The organism is Maribacter corallii (assembly GCF_047345415.1).
Lineage (GTDB): Bacteria > Bacteroidota > Bacteroidia > Flavobacteriales > Flavobacteriaceae > Maribacter_C.
This window is the reverse complement of sequence record NZ_JBLFEP010000005.1, coordinates 188976-208386: the sequence shown is the minus strand read 5'-3', so window position 1 is coordinate 208386 and position 19411 is coordinate 188976. Positions and strand designations below refer to the sequence as shown.

The window sequence follows — 19411 nt, the reverse complement described above, 5'->3', positions numbered from 1 at the left end:
TTTCAAGTTAGGCTTTTGCAAACGATTTCAATAATTCACGTACTTTGTCCGTATTCTCAACAAAATAGCGGGCCGCTGTTTTTTGCCTACCGACTTTTACGGTAACGGTACTTTCCGGGAGTTCTTGAAACATGAATTCATCTGTCCAATCATCTCCAATGGCGAACACGAAATCATAATCGTTTTCCCCTAACATACGAAGGGAGGCCCTTCCTTTATTGACATTGCTACTCTTGACTTCCATAACCTTGTTCCCGTTGAGTACACTGAGGTCATCGGTCCCAATGAGACTGGTAAGCACCGTGGAGAGTTCGGTGGCGCGCAGGCTTCCAAAATCAGGATCGGTATTGCGGTAATGCCAGGCTAGGGAATAGTTTTTTTCTTCGATAAAACTTCCTGGAGTACGATCCACAAAAGATTCTAAAACAGGCCTTATTTTATCCATCCAGTCGTTCTTTACATTTTCCAGCAATTTGAATTGCTCGCCGTGGCGCGAAATCCAAACACCATGCTCTACGATCATATGATACCCTTTCGGCAGAAACCATCTGGTGAAGGTATCCTTGTCTCGTCCACTAATAAGAAAAAGGTCTGTGTTCTCTTGTTGGTGAAGGATGTCGAGTAGTTCATAGAGTTCTGCATCGGGACCGGCTTTTTGTGGGTCATTGTGGAATCCGGCAAGAGTACCATCATAATCTAAGAACAGCAATCTTCTTTTTGCGGATGTATAGTCTTTCAAAATGCCTTGTAAACGAGCTTCGGTTATTAGGCGGGAAACATGGGCCGCCTCAAGATCTCTTTGTCCCAACAAAGAATTCATGAAACTGTGGGCCCACTTTTCGACATTATAACGCTCCAACCGTTTCTGAAGTGAACTATTACGGGCTTTTTGCTCTTCAACGGGCATCGTAATAGCCTGGTGTAAGGTATCTGCGATCTGTTCGAAATTATTAGGATTGATTAACAAGGATTCATTCATTTCATTCGCCGATCCCGCCATTTCGCTTAAGATCAGCACACCGGTCTGGTCGATTCTAGTGGCGACATATTCTTTGGCCACGAGGTTCATACCATCTCGCAAGGGGGTCAACCAAGCGATGTCACTCGAGGTATACAAATCAATGAGATTTTCAAAGGGCATGGAACGGTAAAAATACCAGATTGGGGTCCAACTCACGGTTGAGAACTCACCATTGATTCGCCCCACCAGTTCGTCGATTTCTCTTTTTAGCAACTGGTATTGTGGAACATTGGAGCGTGAAGGAACTGCAAGTATGATCAAACGTACCTTTTCTTTGTACTGCGGATATTTGTTCAGAAAATATTCAAAGGCATAGAGTCTTTTGGCGATTCCTTTAGAATAGTCAAGACGATCGATGGACAGGAAAAATTTGTTGTCGGGGTCCGATTTTTTATGGGTATTCAGACGTTGTTGTAATTCAGACAGTTTTTCAGGGCTCCTTCTGGCGTGCTCTTCGGCGGCTTCCTTAAACTTTTTGTAATCGATACCCATCGGAAAAGAGTCGACCTTAATGACTCTATTGTCCACATAAATATCATTGAAACTCACCTCTAGACCCAAAATACGACGTACCGAGCTTAAAAAATGCCTTTCATAATCGTAAATATGAAAACCGATGAGATCCGATCCTAAAAGCCCCTCAAGTACTTCTTTACGCCAAGGCATGGTTCGAAAAATCTCGAAGGAAGGGAAGGGAATATGCAGAAAGAACCCAATGGAAACGGTCGGTCTCTTTTCGCGCACCATTTGTGGCACCAGCATGAGCTGGTAGTCGTGAATCCATATTGTATCATCATCGCCTGCCTTTTCCAATATGGCATCGGCAAATTTTTGATTGACCGATTTGTAGGTATTCCAACTATCCAGTTCAAATTCGGAATATTCCAAAAAGTAGTGGAACAAGGGCCAAATGGTTCGATTACTGAATCCGAAATAAAACCCCTCTACCTCGCCTTTAGTCAGGGTAACTTTTGAAGAACCGTGTTCGGCCAATGCGTTATCGATATCGGACTCCAGCTCTTTTGGAATGTCCTCCTCAGTAAGACCACTCCAACCAATCCATAAACTATCACCTCCCGAATGTACAGATTTCATACCTGTAGCCAAGCCACCCACACTGGGTATAGCTGTAATGCTTCCATTGCTAATTTGTAATTGAACAGGTAATCTATTTGAGATTATGATAGTTTTGCCCATATTTTAAGTCTTTTTAGCTGGTTTTAGTTTCATTGTCTTTAAATTTCGACAAATTGCATCGCAAAAACAATAATAAGAGGTACTCAATCAAGATTTTTACTGAATGGATAATTTAGACTACGGAATAATAGGAAATTGCAGAAGTGCTGCATTGATATCGAAAACGGGAAATCTAGATTGGTGCTGTTTGCCCGAGTTTGATTCTTCTTCCGTATTCGCCAGACTGCTCGATGAAGAAATAGGCGGAAGTTTTGATATTATCGTTGCGGAAGACTATAGGATAAAGCAGCGGTATAAGAAGCATACTGCCGTGTTGATTACCCATTTTTCTAACGGGGAAGATGCCTTTGAAATACGTGACTTTATGCCTCGTTACCGAAAGGAGAATGGAGGTTATAATGCCCCACCGGAAGTAGTACGCTTCATCAAACATCTTTCGGGAAAGCCCAAGTTCAAGGTGCATTACGATCCTAGACTTGAATATGCGAAGGGCAAGACCAGTACATATGTCAAGAAAAACTTTGTAGTCAGTTTGACAAAAGGTGAAAAATTCGACACCTTTTTTCTTTATACATCCTTCAATAAAAATGCTGTGGTCGAGGGTCGCGAAATCGAACTCACCGATGATGGCTATTTTCTGTTGGGATACAATGAGAAGATATTCAAGCCGACAGTACGCAAGATCTATACTGAGCTAGAACGGACCAAGGTGTATTGGCTCAATTGGAGTAGTAAGACCCCAACCTATAAAAAATACAATGCGCAGATCAGTCGTAGCGCCATAACCTTGAAGTTGTTGAGCTATGATAAAACAGGAGCAGTTTTGGCAGCTGCCACCACCTCGTTGCCAGAGACCATTGGCGAAGTTCGCAATTGGGACTACCGCTTCTGCTGGATAAGGGACGCCTCTATGGTTATCAAGGTCATCGGCCGTCTAGGGCACAAAAATGTGGCCCGAAGATACCTACAGTTCATTGTAGATCTCATTCCGGATAAGGATGAGAAACTACAGATTATGTATGGTATTAACCGCGAAAAAAAATTGACTGAGAAAACGTTGGACCACCTTAGTGGGTATAAGGGTTCAAGCCCTGTCCGTATTGGAAATGCGGCTTACAAGCAAAAACAGAATGACATATATGGCATTTTAATGGATGTTATTTATGAACAGCTTTCACAGTATGCCAACGATATTGAAAATGGCGAAGAACTTTGGGGGATCACCAAGGGAATTGTTTGGATCGTATCCAATCACTGGAAAGAGGCGGATAAGGGCATCTGGGAGTTTCGCGCCGAGGATCGTCATTTTACCTTTTCAAAAGTACTATGTTGGGTTGCAGTCGATCGTGCCATTAAGGTGGCACGTATACTTCGGAAGACCCGAAAGTTGGAAAAATGGATGGAGCTTGAACAGGAAATCAAAAAAGATATACTGGATAATGCTTGGAACGATGAGGTAAACGCGTTTACCCAGTCGTATGGGTCAAAAGACTTGGATGCCTCAGTATTGCTAATGGAATCATATGGCTTCATACATGCCAAAATGCCAAAATTCGTAGCGACCGTCAAGGCTATCGAAAAGGAATTGAGCAATGATGGGTTGCTCTATCGATATAAAAATGAAGATGATTTCGGACTGCCATCATCATCCTTTACCATTTGTACCTTTTGGTTTATCAATAGCCTCTTTAAAATTGGGGAAGAAGAAAAGGCCATGAAGCATTTTGATAAGTTATTGAGTTATAGTAATCATTTAGGTCTCTTTAGCGAAGATATTGATTTTAAGACCAAAAGACTGCTCGGAAACTTTCCTCAAGCCTATTCCCATCTGGCCCTTATCGAATGTGCGATCAACTTCTCGAATAAAGAAGCGGAGGAGCAGGTCTTGGATGCGATCCGGGAGTGATCCCCATTCGTTCTCCTAATAGTGTAGTTACTAATTCTTTTCCTTCAGGAGGGTTTCGGACAGTAGGTTTACTTTTGCCAATAATCGTTTTAAGTGCTTTTGGGTCGTAAACGGATTCATTATGGTTACCCTTAGATATTGAACCCCTCTTATTTTGGTCTGTACAATATAGAATTCCCCATCCTCCAATAGTTGCTGACGGATTTGTACGTTTATTTGGTTCAGCGTATCGGTTTCCAAATCAACATTATGATATCTGAAGCAAACGATATTGGTCTTTGGCGGTATCGCCAATTCCAAAGCGGTTTCTTTTTGTATCATTTCCGCGAAGAGATGACCCAAATCGAATAGCGTAGTCACGAATTCATCGAAAATACCCTCCCCATACATTTTTAGTAAGACAAACCAGTGGAGGGCCATCATGTTCTTGGTGCACTCAAAGGTGCGTTTTCCTGAGTTATACCAATCCGATTCTTGAGAATCTTCCAATAGGTAATCGGCCTTTTGGCTAAAGGTAACATTAGAAGTACGTGCATCTTTATAGACCAATGCCGTAGTGATGCCGGGCATCATCATCATTTTGTGTCCATCGATGACCACGGAATCCGATTTGGCAATACCTATTAAGGTCCCACGGTACTTCGGTGAAAAAAGGGCAGCGCCTCCGTGCGCGGCATCCACATGATACCATAGCTTATACTTTTGGGCGAAAACCCCAATAGCATCTAGGTCATCAAAGATTCCCGTTGCCGTTGAAGGAGCGCTTCCAACGATGGCGAATACTTCTATTCCGCTCTGCTGTGCCTTCTGATAACAATCTTCTAAGGCGCTTGTATCCATTGAGAAATCAGATTTGACTGGAATCTTGAGTAGACCTTGTTCTCCTAAGCCCATGATTTTCGCGGCACGCTCAATGCAATAGTGTGCCTCTTCGCTCACCATGATTCCCAACGGTTTTTGGTGTCCTTCATTCCAGACATCAGCCGTTACTTGGGCTTTTCTTGCGGAAAGCAATGCGGTAAGATTCGCCAAGGTACCGCCCGAAGTCAAAAAGCCACTATGATTTTCGGTATACCCGATTTTTCTCCCTAGCCATTCAGTTATGATACGCTCCATGGGGTTGGTTACCATCCCCATTTCGTAAACTGCAGTGCCGTTGTTCAGGGCCGCACTTATGCTGGATGTCAAGAGGGTCACAGGAGCTGCTGGACTTACTTGATGCCCTAAATACCCAGGATGGTGTAAATGTGTGGAACGCTTTAGAACCTCGTCGAAAAAACACTCGGTATCGCCATTTTCTAAAAAATCCCTCCAAAAAACAAGCGATTCTTCTGGATTTTTCCATTGAATGGGTTTCGTATCAAGTTCTTCGAATGCCTCACCTAAATAGGCAGCAAGTTTATTCAGCAGCCCATGACCGCTTTGCCTAAAATTTTCAATATCGTATGCTTCACGTAAAAGTCTGCTCATCACGGTTTAAAATTAGAGGCTTCCCGAGCATTTACCAAATAAAAAACCGCCCACCAACGGCGGACGGTTTTCCTTCTGTCTCAGAGGTTTCCATCTGAATTAGTCAAAGGTGTACCCATTATCTGCAGCTACCTTATCCGCAATTTGTGTGCGTAAGGCTACTACATTTGGGTAATTGGTATATTTTGTGAACCGCTTTAGTCCCATTAACATCATACGTTGTTCGTCGCCCTCTGCAAAGGAAACTATCGCTTCCTTACCTTTTTGGATGACTTTTTCAACGGCATTATAGAGATTGAGCTTTGACATAGCGATTTGAATTGATTGAGCATCATCTCCAAAGCGCTTTGCATTTTTTTCTGTTCGAAGCACGGTAGATTCCGCCATATAGATTTCGATTAGAATATCCGATGCGGCCATCATCAACTGTTGGTGGTTTTCCAAATCTGCACCGAATTTTTGAACGGCACTACCGGCGACCATTAAGAAAACCTTCTTCAACCGCTGAATCAGATCTTTTTCTTCTGCAAAGAGCGCTGAAAAATCCGGGGTGTCGAAAGACGGAATACCCATCAACTCTTCACCTACGGCCGTTGCTGGCCCCAATAAATCTACATGGCCTTTCATGGCCTTTTTGACCAACATGCCTACGGCCAACATACGATTGATTTCGTTGGTGCCTTCATAAATACGGGCAATTCGGGTATCCCTCCAAGCAGATTCCATTGGAGTGTCGGCACTAAAGCCCATTCCTCCGAAAATTTGGATCCCTTCATCGGTGGTTTCTTGGCAGTGCTCGGAAACGGCCACTTTCAAAATAGAACACTCGATAGCGTATTCTTCAACACCCTTTAATTCAGCCTCTTGGTGTGAATTGCCTTCGGATTCTCGGATAGCGATACGATCTTCTATGTTTTTTGCTGCGCGATAACAGGCTGATTCGCCTACATAACAGTTCGTGGCCATATCAGCGATCTTTGCCTTGATGGCCCCAAAATTGATTATCGGGGTTTTAAATTGAATACGCTCATTGGCATACTTTGATGCTTCTCCGATAACCCTTCGTTGGGCATCTAGGCAGGCGGCCGCTAATTTAATCCGGCCGACGTTCAAGGCATTCATGGCAATCTTGAATCCATTTCCGCGTTCCGATAACATGTTCTCAACAGGAACCTTGGTTTCGTTAAAGAATACCTGACGGGTAGAAGAGGAGTGGATACCCAGCTTCTTCTCCTCATCTCCAAGGGTAATACCATTTTCGGGATCATTCTCCACGATGAAACCGGTAATGTTCTTGTCGTCTTCGATTCGCGCAAATACAATAAACAGGCTACAGAAACCTGCGTTCGATATCCACATTTTTTGACCCGAAATACTGTAATATTTTCCATCATCGGATAGTACCGCTTTGGTTTTTCCCGAGTTGGCATCAGAACCGGCTCCCGGCTCGGTAAGGCAGTAAGCTCCAAACCATTCACCAGAAGCCAACTTCGGAACGTATTTCTGTTTTTGTTCTTCGGTACCGTACAACGTAATGGGCATGGTGCCAATTCCTGTATGGGCCCCGAAAGCCGTGCTGAATGAACCGGTTGCACCGGAAATATAATCACAGACCAACATGGTGGATACGAATCCCATACCCAATCCGCCATAGGCCTCAGGAACGGCAATACCTAGCAAGCCAAGCTCACCGGCATTACGCATACATTGCTCGGTGTACGCATAGTCTTTTTTCTCGAATCGCTCCCAGTGTGACCAGATTTCCCGATCGACGAATTCTTGGGTGCTTTCCCGCATCATTTTTTGTTCCTCGTTCAAATCTTCGAGGTTGAAGACGTCTTCACAATCGGTTTCCTTTACCAAGAACTGTCCGCCTCTAAGAATCTCTTTATTTGTTACTTCTGTACTCATAGTTTTAAGATTAATGAATCAGGAATTAAGAATCAAGAACTACGTTTTAGTCCGTTTTGAAAACCTGAAAGCATTTTTTGTAATTGCTGTATTTTATTTTCTAAGACTTGAAAATTTTCTTGGCCGAGGTATTTTTGACGAAAAGCGATATTTAGTTGCGTTTCGTACTCAAAGGCAGAGCCAAAGCTATTTTCAACATAATTATTAAAGTGTTTATTACTTGTTTTACTAGTTCCTTCGGCAATATTTGATGGTATTGAAATAGCGCACCTTGTCATTTGAGAAGTCAAGCCGAATTTTTCAAAATCTGGAAAATTCTTGACCATTTTGTATGTTTCATCTACTAGAACCATTCCTTCCTCCCAAATTTTAAGTTTTTTAAAATTATGCCTTCCCATTAGTTGTCTGGAATCTTTATTCTAACCTCTTGAATCTAATTCAAAAACTCGTAAATGCCCGCTGCCCCTTGTCCTGTTCCGACGCACATGGTCACCATACCATATTTTCCTTGCATGTTTCTTTTGCGCATTTCATCAAAAAGCTGAACGGATAGTTTGGCACCCGTGCATCCAAGCGGGTGGCCTAGGGCAATTGCCCCACCATTTACATTGACAATTTCTTTGTTCAAATCAAGTTCTCGAATCACTGCTAGGGATTGCGAAGCAAATGCTTCGTTTAATTCGATCAATTCAACATCCTCTTGTTTGAGTCCGGCTTGTTTCAGCGCCTTCGGCACGGCCGCTACCGGTCCGATACCCATTATTCTGGGTGGCACGCCAGCAGCTGCATAGTTCACTAAGCGGGCAATAGGTTCAAGATTCAACTCTTTGACCATTTCCTCACTCATTACCATAACAAAAGCCGCTCCATCACTCATTTGCGACGAGTTACCCGCTGTTACACTACCACCGGCTGCAAATACGGGACGTAGTTTGTTAAGTACTTCGACCGAAGTTCCTTTTCTTGGTCCTTCGTCTTTGGTCACTGTATATTTCTTAACGGCTTTCTTTCCTTTTTCATCAATATAGGTCTGCTCTACTTCAATGGGAACAATTTGATCTTGAAAACGATTTTCCGCTTGCGCCTTTAACGCTTTCATATGTGAGTCGTAGGCAAATTGATCTTGGTCTTCGCGAGAGACTTTGTACTCATTGGCCACTGCTTCGGCTGTATTGCCCATTCCCCAATAATAATCTTCATGTCCTTCATTGACCAGGTCATAATTCAATTCGGTCTTATACCCGGTCATGGGAACCGAACTCATACTCTCCGCCCCTCCGGCAATGATGCAATCGGCCATGCCTGCTTGTATTTTTGCGGTCGCGATTCCTATAGTTTCGATTCCTGAAGAGCAGAAACGATTGACGGTTACTCCTGGAACGTCAACAATATCAAGGCCCATCAAAGAAATCAGACGTGCCATATTCAGCCCTTGCGAGCCTTCGGGCATCGCATTACCAACAATGACGTCATCGATTCGTTTTTTGTCGAAATCAGGCAATTCACGCATCATGTATTCGATGGTCTCTGCAGCCAATTCATCCGTTCGTTTGAATCGAAAGACTCCTTTAGGTGCCTTACCCACAGCTGTACGATATCCTTTTACTATATATGCGGTTTTCATTTTTTTACTTTTAACTACTAGCGTTACTGATTTTTTATTTTGAAATGCCGATAGTGTCCACTAAGGGCAAATAGCTTGTGATTAATTACGTAAGGGTTTACCGGTCTTCAACATATGTTGAATACGCTCTAACGTTTTCTTTTCGGTGCAGAGTGATAGAAAAGCTTCTCGCTCTAAATCCAATAAGTACTGTTCGCTTACCCGTGTTGGTTCAGAGAGATCACCTCCGGCCATTACATAGGCCAGTTTATTGGCGATTTTCTTGTCATGTTCACTGATATAGTGGCTTGCTTCCATTGAATCGGTGCCTACTAAGAACATGCCCAAAGCTTGTTTTCCAAGCACCTTGATATCTTTTCTTTTTACCGGTTGGGTATAGCCCGTTTCCGCCATAAGTTTGGCATAAGCTTTGGCCGTAGCAATTTGTCTATCCTTGTTCACCACTACGATGTCCTTGCCTTTTTGAAGGATTCCAAGATCGTAGGCTTCGTATGCCGATGTGGAAACCTTGGCCATACCGATGGTAAGGAAATACTCTTGCAACACATTCAATTCTACATCGTTTTTCTTGAAGGTATCTTGGGCCCGTACGGCAAATTCTTTCGAACCACCACCCCCAGGGATGACCCCAACCCCGAATTCTACCAAACCGATATACGTCTCCGCTGCGGCTACCACTTTATCTGCATGTAGCGAAAGTTCGCATCCACCGCCCAAACACATACCATGCGGTGCCGAAACAGTTGGAATCGAAGAATAGCGCATGCGCATCATAGTGTCCTGAAACATTTTGATAGCCATATTCAACTCGTCATATTCCTGTTCAACGGCCATCATGAATATCATTCCGATGTTGGCGCCGACAGAAAAATTTGCTGCCTGATTGCCAACAACCAGCCCTTGAAAATCTTTTTCCGCTAAATCGATTCCTTTGTTGAGTCCTGCCAGGACATCACCGCCTATGGTGTTCATTTTGGACTGGAACTCCACATTGAGTATGCCGTCACCCAAATCCTCTATGACGACCCCACTGTTTTTGAACACTTCGTTTGATTTGCGGATATTATCAAGGATAATAAAAGCGTCTTGCCCAGGAATTTTCTCAACCGATTTTTTAGGGATATCATAGAAATAGGAGGCACCTTCTTTCACAGAATAGAAGGAGGTCACGCCAGAAGATTTCATTTCTTGGATCCAAGGAGCGGCTTCAAGACCTTCTGATTTTATAAACTCCAGGCCTTTGTCAATTCCGATGGCATCCCAAATCTGAAAGGGACCGTGTTCCCAACCAAATCCGGCTTTCATGGCATCATCTATTTTGTAAAGATCGTCCGTGATTTCTGGAATACGGTGTGATACATAGGCGAACAACTGGCCGAAACTTTTTCGGTAGAATTCACCGGCTTTATCCTTTCCATCAACCAAAATTGAAAAGCGATCGATAACCTTGTCTACGGTTTTGGTCAACTCCAAGGTGGCGAACTTGGCACTTTTTTTAGAACGATAATCCATCGTATCCAAGTCCAAGGTCAAAATCTCACTTTTTCCTTTATCACCTTTTACTTTCTTGTAAAATCCTTGTCCGGTCTTGCTTCCCAACCATTTATTTTCCATCATTGTAGAGATGAAGTCGGGTAGGGCAAAGAGGGCATGGCGCTCATCGTCCTTACAGTTTTCAGCAATACCATTGGCTACATGAACCAAAGTATCCAAACCTACGACATCGACGGTTCTGAAGGTGGCTGATTTAGGCCGTCCGATAACGGGACCGGTTAATTTATCGACTTCCTCCACGGTCATACCCATTTTCTTGACCATGTGAAAAAGACTTTGGATGCTAAATATGCCAATGCGATTTCCGATAAAAGCAGGCGTGTCTTTGGCGATCACAGAGGTCTTTCCTAAGAATTGCTCTCCATACCCATTAAGAAATTCCAAGACTTCTGGCGAAGTTTTCGGTCCAGGAATGATTTCAAAGAGTTTCAGGTAACGTGCAGGATTGAAAAAGTGCGTTCCACAGAAATGTTTCTGAAAGTCATCACTACGGCCTTCGCTCATAAACTTTATAGGGATACCTGAAGTATTCGATGTAATCAAGGTACCGGGAGTTCGATGTTTTTCGAGATTTTCAAAAACCACCTTCTTGATATCCAGACGCTCTACCACTACTTCGATAATCCAATCTACGGTAGCTACCTTGGCGATATCATCTTCAAGGTTACCTGTGGTGATGCGGTCTGAGAACTTTTGATGATAAATGGGAGAGGGTTTCGATTTCAGAGCTGCTGTCAATGAATCATTGACCAGTCTATTTCTCACGATTCTATCGGCTAACGTTAGGCCTTTTGCCTTTTCCTTGTCGTTCAATTCCCTTGGTACGATATCAAGTAACAGTACTTCGACTCCGATATTGGCAAAGTGGCAAGCAATACCACTTCCCATAATACCTGAGCCTACGACTGCGACCTTATTAATGTGTTTGTTCATCGAATTTTTCAAGATTAATTAGTTGTGTTCTTTGTATATATCTCTTTGTCGGCAATCAATTTGTTGATGGTGGTGGTCACCTCAAAGAAAGCCTTTAGTTTATCGTCGGAAATATTTTCGCGCACCACTTCGTTGAAGCGAAGTACCACATTTTTTGAATCTACCCTTTTTTCGAGACCGAAATCGGTCAAATGTATCAACACGCCTCTACCATCATTTGGGTTTGGCTTACGTTCGATTAGCCCTTTTTCTTCCATACTCTTCAAGATGCGCGAAAGACTGGTTGCTTCCATACCCATCTTCGGACCAAGAGCGGTCGAAGGAGTACCTGTTTTTGGGTCAATGCTTAATAATGTGAAGCCAACGGCCATAGTCGTCTCAAAGTTCTTCGCCTCTTCATTGTACATCCTGGCAACGGCTTGCCAAGTTGCTCGAAGAGCGTAATCTATAGTTAGGTCCTTCATATAATTTGGTTGTGGGTTCCCAAAGATAAAAAATTTTATTATGCATGCATAATAAAATTGAATAAAAAGTAGATAAGCTTGCGGTACCGATTATGACATAATCCGAAAAGGCTTGACACAATTGGCCCATACAAAGGAAGGGTATGCGTAAATCATTTTTTTGCTAGCGGATATCACAAATTGGAAACACTGATACACGTTCCTTGAAACTTCATGTTGATGGTGTCACAACAGGTTTTCGTTCAAGAAGATCCATTGATTTTGAGGTAAGGCCAGTGGTGTTCTGAAGTCCTGGCCGAATGGCTTTTTACTTAATGACCATAGATGTCATTATAGAGGTCCATGTATTTTTCTTTGATAATTTTTCGACGGAGTTTCATGGTCGGTGTAAGATGACCATCACCGATACTCCAGATGTCAGGTGTCAAGCGAAACTGTTTGACTTTTTCCCATTTCGCAAAGGACTCATTGGCCAAATTAACCTCTTCTTGAAATTTGACGATTACCTTTTCATTTAAAACAATATCCGAATTTTCACTGATGGTAATGTTGTTCTCCTTCGCCCATTTAAACAGATATTCAAAATCAGGTTGAATGATTGCCGCCGGCATCTTTTCTCCTTCGCCAACAACCATGAGCTGTTCAATGAAAAGGGATTGTTTGAAACGATTCTCCAAAAGTTGTGGTGCCACGTATTTACCCCCTGAGGTTTTGAACATTTCTTTTTTCCGATCCGTTATCTTTAGAAAACCCTCCGCATCTATCTCACCAATGTCTCCAGTATGAAAGTAACCATCTTTCATAACTTCCGCTGTTTTTTCCTTGTCCTTATAATAACCCATCATTACCTGAGGACCTTTGGCACAGATTTCACCGTCATCGGCGATTTTTATTTCCGTATTCTCAAGTAATTTACCAACTGTTCCAATTTTGAAACCACTGTTTCTCATATCATTTACCGATAGTACCGGTGAGGTTTCGGTAAGTCCGTAACCCTCCATAACCCCAAATTCGGCAGCATTGAAAATACGGGCCAATCGGGGTTGCAGTGCCGCACTACCTGAGGATATTAATTTCAGGTTTCCGCCAAGCCCTTCTTTCCACTTGCTGAAAATCAGTTTTCTCGCCAAACCCAGTTTGGTTTCATACCACCAACCGTTTTGACCATAGGGCTCAAATTTTAAACCGAGATTGACCGCCCAGAAGAACAGTTTCTTCTTTATTCCTGTTAGGGCATCACCTTTTGCAATAATCTTATCATATACTTTTTCCAATAAACGAGGTACCGCGGTCATGACATGAGGCGCGGTCTCTTTTAGGTTGTCGCTTATTTTTTCCATTGATTCCGCATAATGAACAGAAACCCCGGCGTATTGATAGAGATAGATCATCATGCGTTCGTAAATATGGCAGACAGGTAAGAAACTCAAGCATTTCGCCTTACCATAATCGATATCAAGTCTTTTTGCGCTTGCCATCGCATTACTGACGACGTTATTATGGGATAACATGACGCCTTTTGGACGACCGGTGGTACCGGAAGTATAAATCAAAGTCGCCAAGTCTTCAGGTTTTACAGCCTTTTTTCGATCATCTACAACATCTTGGTTCGCCGTATCGGCCCCTAATTCGAGCACTGTGCTCCAATTTTTACAATCGTCAAGCTCATCAAAAGAGAAAACACCCTTGAGACTCGGTACCTGATCTTGGACGGCCTTTACTTTGGCATAAACTTCGGCACAAGACACAAAACAGTATTTCGATTCAGAGTGATTGAGCACATAGGCATAGTCCTCCTCTGAGATGGTCGGATAAATAGGTACGTTTTGGGCACCTATCTGTAGAATTCCAATATCCATGACATTCCATTCAGACCGATTGGTCATGGAAATCAAGGCTATCTTGTCATCGGCCTGAACCTCCATTCGAAGTAAGGCCCTACTAATAGTATTGGCCTTATCAACATAATCTTTGGTCTTTAGAGGAACCCATTGCCCATCTTTCTTATCGACAAAGCAGTTGGGAAGATTATATTTTTCTAATGCATAATAGGGAAAATCGAATAGACGAGTGATGTTTTGCATACTTGGTTTCTGATAAGTTACTGCAAAATAAGGAAAGAAGCTGTCATTTTAAAATGGGAATATCAAAATACCTTGTTAATTACTGAGGATTATTGAAGGTAATGGCTTTACAACTTTCGATAATCAAGGTTCTAAATCCAGGCTCCTAGTTTATGACCCTACCGGGTTTTGTGCGTTTAGGTCTGTGCCATTCTTCCAATGCTCTTTTTTTCGGATACCTTGGATTTCAACAGGGATGTTTTTTTCTCTATTTCCTATTTTTTTCGATGAAATGCAAAAAAACGGGCATCTTTTACATGCATTTCGTTCGTATATATATTTCCAAAATCAAAAATTTACCTACTTATGAATCAAATTAAATTCCCTCTATGGGTATGGTTTTTCCTGTGCCCTTTGTTTACTTTTTCACAAACTACAGTCACCGGAGAACTTCAAAAATGGCATGCGGTTACTCTTACGTTTAATGGCCCGAACACTTCTGAAAACAATAACAAAAACCCGTTTTTGGATTACCGATTGAATGTCACCTTTACGAGTCCCAACGGTGTCAAATTTATAGTACCCGGATTTTATGCCGCTGATGGTAATGCCGCCGAAACCAGCGCAAATTCTGGTAATAAATGGCGTGTACGCTTCAGTCCGAACGAAATTGGAAAATGGACGTATAACGCGTCTTTTAGAACCGGCACTAATGTGGCGGTCAATGCAAGTAAAACTGCTGGAAACGCCACTTCTTTTGACGGTGCTTCGGGTGATTTTACGATTGCTAAAAGCACTAAGGCGTTACCGGACAATAGGGCGCGTGGCCGGCTGAACTATGTAGGAGAGCGTTATTTAAAATTTGAGGAAACCGGGGCATACTTTCTGAAAGCCGGATCTGATTCACCAGAAAACTTATTGGCTTACAATGATTTTGATAACACGATTGCAAACAAGACATGGGGTCCACATGCGCAAGACTGGAAATCAGGAGACCCGAAATGGAAGGGTGATAATGGGAAAGAATTAGTTGGGGCCATTAATTACCTTGCTAGTAAGGGCATGAACGCTTTTTCTTTCTTGACCTTGACCGTTATGGGCGATGGAAAGGATGTATGGCCTTGGGCGGCTTCAACCAATAATAGCCTTGATGGAAATTCTGGAACGGACGCCCAGAACCGATTGAGGTATGACGTCTCTAAGCTGGCTCAATGGGAAATTCTTTTTAGCCACGCGGATACCAAGGGCATGTACCTTCATTTCAAAACACAGGAAAACGAGAACGATCTTCTTCTGGATGGAGGAGAGTTAGGAGTTCAACGAAAACTATATTATAGGGAGCTCATAGCAAGATTTGGACATCATTTGGCCCTTAACTGGAATTTAGGTGAAGAACACAATCTTTATCAAGATCTGAACGATACGCAGAATACGAGAGTAAAGCAGTATGCCAACTACTTTAGGAGTGTGGATCCGTATCAAAACCATATTGTGATTCATTCCTATCCGGATAGTTGGCACCAACAGCAGTTGTATGGTCCTTTATTAGGGAACCAGAGTTTCCTAACCGGGGCATCTCTTCAAATTCAATTGAACGGTGTCCATGCAGGGGTGAAAAAATGGGTTTTAGAATCAAAAAACTCAGGAAAAAAATGGGTAGTCGCCAATGATGAACAAGGCGGTCAGCAGACAGGGGTAACCTCAGATGCCAGTTTCAACGGAAATAGAGGTTCCATTGCGGATAATCGCAAGGACACGCGACATAAGGTTTTATGGGGTACCTTGATGGCAGGTGGAGCAGGTGTGGAATACTACTTCGGGTATGATACGGGCGAAACAGACTTAACGGCACAAAATCTGCGGAGTAGGGCCATGAAATGGAACGATGCGAAGGTGGCTTTGACATTTTTCAATACACATTTACCTTTTTGGGAGATGGAAACGAGTGATGGACTCACCTCTAGTTCCACTGATTTTTGCTTCTCCAAACCGAATAACACTTACGTAATTTATTTACCCAATGGAGGAAGTACCAATTTGAACCTATCCAATGCGAACGGAAATTTTAATGTACGGTGGTTTAATCCAGTGAATGGTGGTGCACTTAGCAAAGGTTCGGTGACCAATATTAGTGGTGGGGGTACAAGAAGTATCGGTAATCCTCCGAATAATAGTTCATCTGACTGGGTGGCATTGATTCAAAAAGATGGGTTGGTTAGCGGTACTGACAAAAATTGTAGTTTCGACCTGAATGCCACTTCTGATTTCACGAACATCAATGTTTCCGGATTTTCTCCTGCCTATGTGGATAATGCAAGAAACGCCCTTGCTATAGATGCGGCACAATTTAAAGATGCCTATGCCGCCGCGGAAACTGTCTTTGACGGCGAGACCGATACCTATGACATTACATTGAATACCTTGACAGAATTGGATGGGGAAAGCAGCTATACGCTCAGCGTAAACGGAACAGCAGTGGGAACCTACAAGAACCCGACCACTTCGACAGACTATTTGCCAAGTTCAAAACTATTCGAGGGTATTAGCATTCGGGAAGGGGATATAATCCGTGTAACATTTAATTCGCACACTAATGGAAAGATTGCAGAAGGAAATGGTACGGCGTATTCTCGAGGTCGTTGGACTTCCTTGAATTTTAAATGCCAATCGGCACCTCCTCCCCCGTCATTGGATGATTGTAGCGCTGATGCGGAGGAAAAAAATGGGATGGTCATTGTGGAAGCCGAATCCCTTGATATTGCCTCTGGTTGGGTAAATACTGCCTCGGTAAACGGTTACTCTGGTACGGGTTATATCGATTGGCAGGGCGCGGACAGTTTCAACACGCCTGGGAAAGGAACCATTAGTGCCAAGATAAAAATCAATACCCCAGGTACCTATTTGTTTCAATGGAGAAACAAAGTAGGAGAGGGGACCAATACTACCGAGCGAAATGATTCTTGGCTTCGTTTTCCCGATGCGGACGATTTCTTTGGAAAAAGAGGAAGTAGTGTCGTATATCCTAAGGGAAGTGGTAAGTCGCCGAATCCAAAAGGAGCGAGTTCCGACGGTTGGTTCAAAGTGTTTTTGGGCGGAACGACCAATTGGACCTGGGTGTCAAATACGAGCGATCACGACAGCCATAAAATCTATGTTAGGTTCGATTCCCCAGGGATATATACTATGGAAATCTCAGGAAGATCCAAACATCACCTGATCGATAGAATTGTATTGAGTACCAATGGAGTCGATGCGACCAGCTTATCGTTACCAGAAACCTTGTGCTCTAATGGAGAAGTACCCGTTTCGGTTTCTTCGGTTTCCGTAAACCCTGGATCGGCCTCTATCCCGGCTGGAACGACTTTGAATTTAGAGGCCACTGTTTTCCCTGAAAACGCAACGAATAGAAAGGTAATCTGGACTTCCAGCAACACAAAAGTAGCTTCAATTAATCAAAATGGTGTTGTCAGTGCGCTGACTCCTGGAGATGTGCGCTTTACAGCTACTACACAAGATGGGAACTATACTGATGAGGCTAGAATTACCGTAACCGAGACCGCCGAGGTCAATATACCGGTCAAACGTATTTATGTTACGCCTCAATGGTTGACATTGAAAGTGGGTGAAACCGGGGAATTGGAATATGAAATTACGCCGTCGAATGCTACAAACCAAAGTGCTGTTTGGTCATCGAGCAATGAGTCCGTAGCACTGGTCGATCAAAATGGGATGGTAACGGCCATTAAGACCGGAACCGCGAAGATTATTGCCCGTAGTTTGGATGGAAACAAGCAGAGTGATGCCACCTTGACCGTTATCAAGGGAACAAATGAGTCTGTACCCGTTACGGGTATTGAAGTCGCCCCTGAATCTACTAAGGTAGTAACGGGTAATTCACTTATCTTAACGTACGCGGTTATGCCCAAGAATGCCTCAAATTCAAAAGTAAAATGGTCCTCCAGCGACAATTCTATCGCAACCGTTAATCAGAATGGTGTAGTTACCGGTATTACTTTAGGGGAGGCTGTCATCTCTGTTACTACAGAAGATGGAGGTTTCACCGCTTCGGCAAATTTAGAGGTCATAAAAATGCCGACCATTACAAATCCGGCCCAGGGGGTCTATGTTAGTCCACAAAAACTCACTTTTGAGGTGGGTCAGACCGTTGTGCTAAGTGCAAAAGTGAGACCACTTAATGCAACAAACCAAAATGTGATTTGGACTTCAAGTGATACAAGCATTGCCACGGTGGATGCCAACGGTATGGTCACGGCTTTGAAAACAGGAGCTGTGGAAATTGAGGCCATAACCGAAGATGGGGGGCATCGCAGTGATGCGAACCTGACTATAATACCAGGAAACGGTACCCCGGTCGCGGTGTCCGGTATTGAACTCAAGCCTTCCTTTGTCATACTTGAAAAAGGTATGAAGAGAAAATTGAGTTATATCATAAGCCCCTTGAATGCCACCAACAAAAACGTTGTTTGGTCTTCGGAAGATGAGCAGTTGGCGATTGTTGACCAAAACGGATGGGTCACTGCGATGCAGGAAGGAAGCGTATCGATTACGGCCACCACGGTTGATGGTAACTTTGTTGCTACAGGCACGATTTCAATAGTTTTCGAAGGGCAAGAAGTGATACCGCTGAAAAGAATTTATGTCACTCCCCAGCGTTTGACACTTGCGATAGGACAAAGCGATCAGCTCACTTACATCGCCACGCCATCAAATGCAACTAATACAAAGGTGACCTGGAAATCAATGGACGAGCGTATTGCCATCGTAGATCAGAACGGAAAGGTGACGGCCTTGAAACCGGGAAAAGTGGAAATAGAAGCGACTTCGGAAGATGGTAATTTCAAGAGTGATGCCACCCTAACCGTGGTGTCAGATTCAAGCAATGCAAAACGGTCTATAGTGACGTATCCGAATCCGACCCGCGATGAAGTCCGTATTGACGGTATGACCGGGGATAAGGGTTGGATTGGTGTTTACGGCTACAATGGGGCTTTAATGAAACAGGTCACGGTCAAAGAGAAAGGAACGCAAGTCATCTCCCTAGCGGGGCTTCCGACGGGCACTTATGTTGTCAAAGTGATTGACGAACATAAAATCGAAACCCGAAATATTATTAAACTATGATTTCAGATTTGAAATAGGGCATCCCAGTCGATCTAGCACCAAATGAACCCAGATTGTAAGTGGATAAGGCCAAGTCTTAAAGAAAGACTTGGCCTTATTTCATAATCGCATTAGAAAACGAGGAAC

Annotated in this window: 10 protein-coding genes; 2 read left to right on the top strand and 8 right to left on the bottom strand. The window is 43.2% G+C overall.

Annotation, left to right across the window (positions count from 1 at the left end):
- Positions 1-7: 7 nt before the first annotated feature.
- Positions 8-2218 carry a bifunctional alpha,alpha-trehalose-phosphate synthase (UDP-forming)/trehalose-phosphatase gene (locus tag ACKWCA_RS18405; RefSeq protein ID WP_413979696.1) on the bottom strand — a complete coding sequence of 737 codons (2211 nt, stop codon included), beginning with the start codon at positions 2216-2218 and terminating at the stop codon, positions 8-10.
- A gap of 103 nt (positions 2219-2321) precedes the next feature.
- Between ACKWCA_RS18405 and ACKWCA_RS18400 the strand changes: the two genes are divergently transcribed.
- Positions 2322-4124 (top strand): glycoside hydrolase family 15 protein, encoded by a 1803-nt coding sequence (locus ACKWCA_RS18400; protein ID WP_413979695.1) that lies wholly within the window; start codon positions 2322-2324, stop codon positions 4122-4124.
- A gap of 30 nt (positions 4125-4154) precedes the next feature.
- Here the strand turns inward: ACKWCA_RS18400 and ACKWCA_RS18395 are convergent, their stop codons facing one another.
- The 7 genes from ACKWCA_RS18395 to ACKWCA_RS18365 form a co-directional block, all read right to left on the bottom strand.
- A complete protein-coding gene (locus tag ACKWCA_RS18395) occupies positions 4155-5594 on the bottom strand; it encodes a pyridoxal phosphate-dependent decarboxylase family protein (RefSeq protein WP_413979694.1) in 1440 nt (479 codons plus the stop codon).
- A 99-nt stretch (positions 5595-5693) separates the two neighbouring features.
- Positions 5694-7505, bottom strand: coding sequence for an acyl-CoA dehydrogenase family protein (locus ACKWCA_RS18390; protein ID WP_413979693.1), 1812 nt, complete (start codon positions 7503-7505; stop codon positions 5694-5696).
- Between the two features lie 32 nt (positions 7506-7537).
- Positions 7538-7903 carry a four helix bundle protein gene (locus ACKWCA_RS18385; RefSeq protein ID WP_413979692.1) on the bottom strand — a complete coding sequence of 122 codons (366 nt, stop codon included), beginning with the start codon at positions 7901-7903 and terminating at the stop codon, positions 7538-7540.
- Positions 7904-7938: 35 nt separating this feature from the next.
- Positions 7939-9129 carry an acetyl-CoA C-acyltransferase gene (locus tag ACKWCA_RS18380; protein WP_413979691.1) on the bottom strand — a complete coding sequence of 397 codons (1191 nt, stop codon included), beginning with the start codon at positions 9127-9129 and terminating at the stop codon, positions 7939-7941.
- Between the two features lie 81 nt (positions 9130-9210).
- Positions 9211-11616, bottom strand: a complete 2406-nt coding sequence (locus ACKWCA_RS18375) for a 3-hydroxyacyl-CoA dehydrogenase/enoyl-CoA hydratase family protein (protein ID WP_413979690.1) — start codon at positions 11614-11616, stop codon at positions 9211-9213.
- Between the two features lie 14 nt (positions 11617-11630).
- Positions 11631-12080, bottom strand: a complete 450-nt coding sequence (locus ACKWCA_RS18370) for a MarR family winged helix-turn-helix transcriptional regulator (protein ID WP_413979689.1) — start codon at positions 12078-12080, stop codon at positions 11631-11633.
- A gap of 311 nt (positions 12081-12391) precedes the next feature.
- The gene (locus ACKWCA_RS18365; protein ID WP_413979688.1) at positions 12392-14164 is read right to left on the bottom strand and encodes an AMP-dependent synthetase/ligase; all 1773 of its coding nucleotides are present in this window, start codon (positions 14162-14164) and stop codon (positions 12392-12394) included.
- Positions 14165-14509: 345 nt separating this feature from the next.
- Between ACKWCA_RS18365 and ACKWCA_RS18360 the strand changes: the two genes are divergently transcribed.
- Complete coding sequence (locus ACKWCA_RS18360) at positions 14510-19285, top strand: Ig-like domain-containing protein (RefSeq protein ID WP_413979687.1); 4776 nt, start codon at positions 14510-14512, stop codon at positions 19283-19285.
- Positions 19286-19411: the final 126 nt, after the last annotated feature.

What these genes read in the sequence shown, in the direction of transcription:
- ACKWCA_RS18370 (WP_413979689.1), bottom strand. Translation starts at nt 12,080, where the DNA reads ATGAAGGACCTAACTATAGATTACGCTCTTCGAGCAACTTGGCAAGCC.
- ACKWCA_RS18405 (WP_413979696.1), bottom strand. Translation starts at nt 2,218, where the DNA reads ATGGGCAAAACTATCATAATCTCAAATAGATTACCTGTTCAATTACAA.
- ACKWCA_RS18390 (WP_413979693.1), bottom strand. Translation starts at nt 7,505, where the DNA reads ATGAGTACAGAAGTAACAAATAAAGAGATTCTTAGAGGCGGACAGTTC.
- ACKWCA_RS18400 (WP_413979695.1), top strand. Translation starts at nt 2,322, where the DNA reads ATGGATAATTTAGACTACGGAATAATAGGAAATTGCAGAAGTGCTGCA.
- ACKWCA_RS18380 (WP_413979691.1), bottom strand. Translation starts at nt 9,129, where the DNA reads ATGAAAACCGCATATATAGTAAAAGGATATCGTACAGCTGTGGGTAAG.
- ACKWCA_RS18375 (WP_413979690.1), bottom strand. Translation starts at nt 11,616, where the DNA reads ATGAACAAACACATTAATAAGGTCGCAGTCGTAGGCTCAGGTATTATG.
- ACKWCA_RS18385 (WP_413979692.1), bottom strand. Translation starts at nt 7,903, where the DNA reads ATGGGAAGGCATAATTTTAAAAAACTTAAAATTTGGGAGGAAGGAATG.
- ACKWCA_RS18395 (WP_413979694.1), bottom strand. Translation starts at nt 5,594, where the DNA reads ATGAGCAGACTTTTACGTGAAGCATACGATATTGAAAATTTTAGGCAA.
- ACKWCA_RS18365 (WP_413979688.1), bottom strand. Translation starts at nt 14,164, where the DNA reads ATGCAAAACATCACTCGTCTATTCGATTTTCCCTATTATGCATTAGAA.
- ACKWCA_RS18360 (WP_413979687.1), top strand. Translation starts at nt 14,510, where the DNA reads ATGAATCAAATTAAATTCCCTCTATGGGTATGGTTTTTCCTGTGCCCT.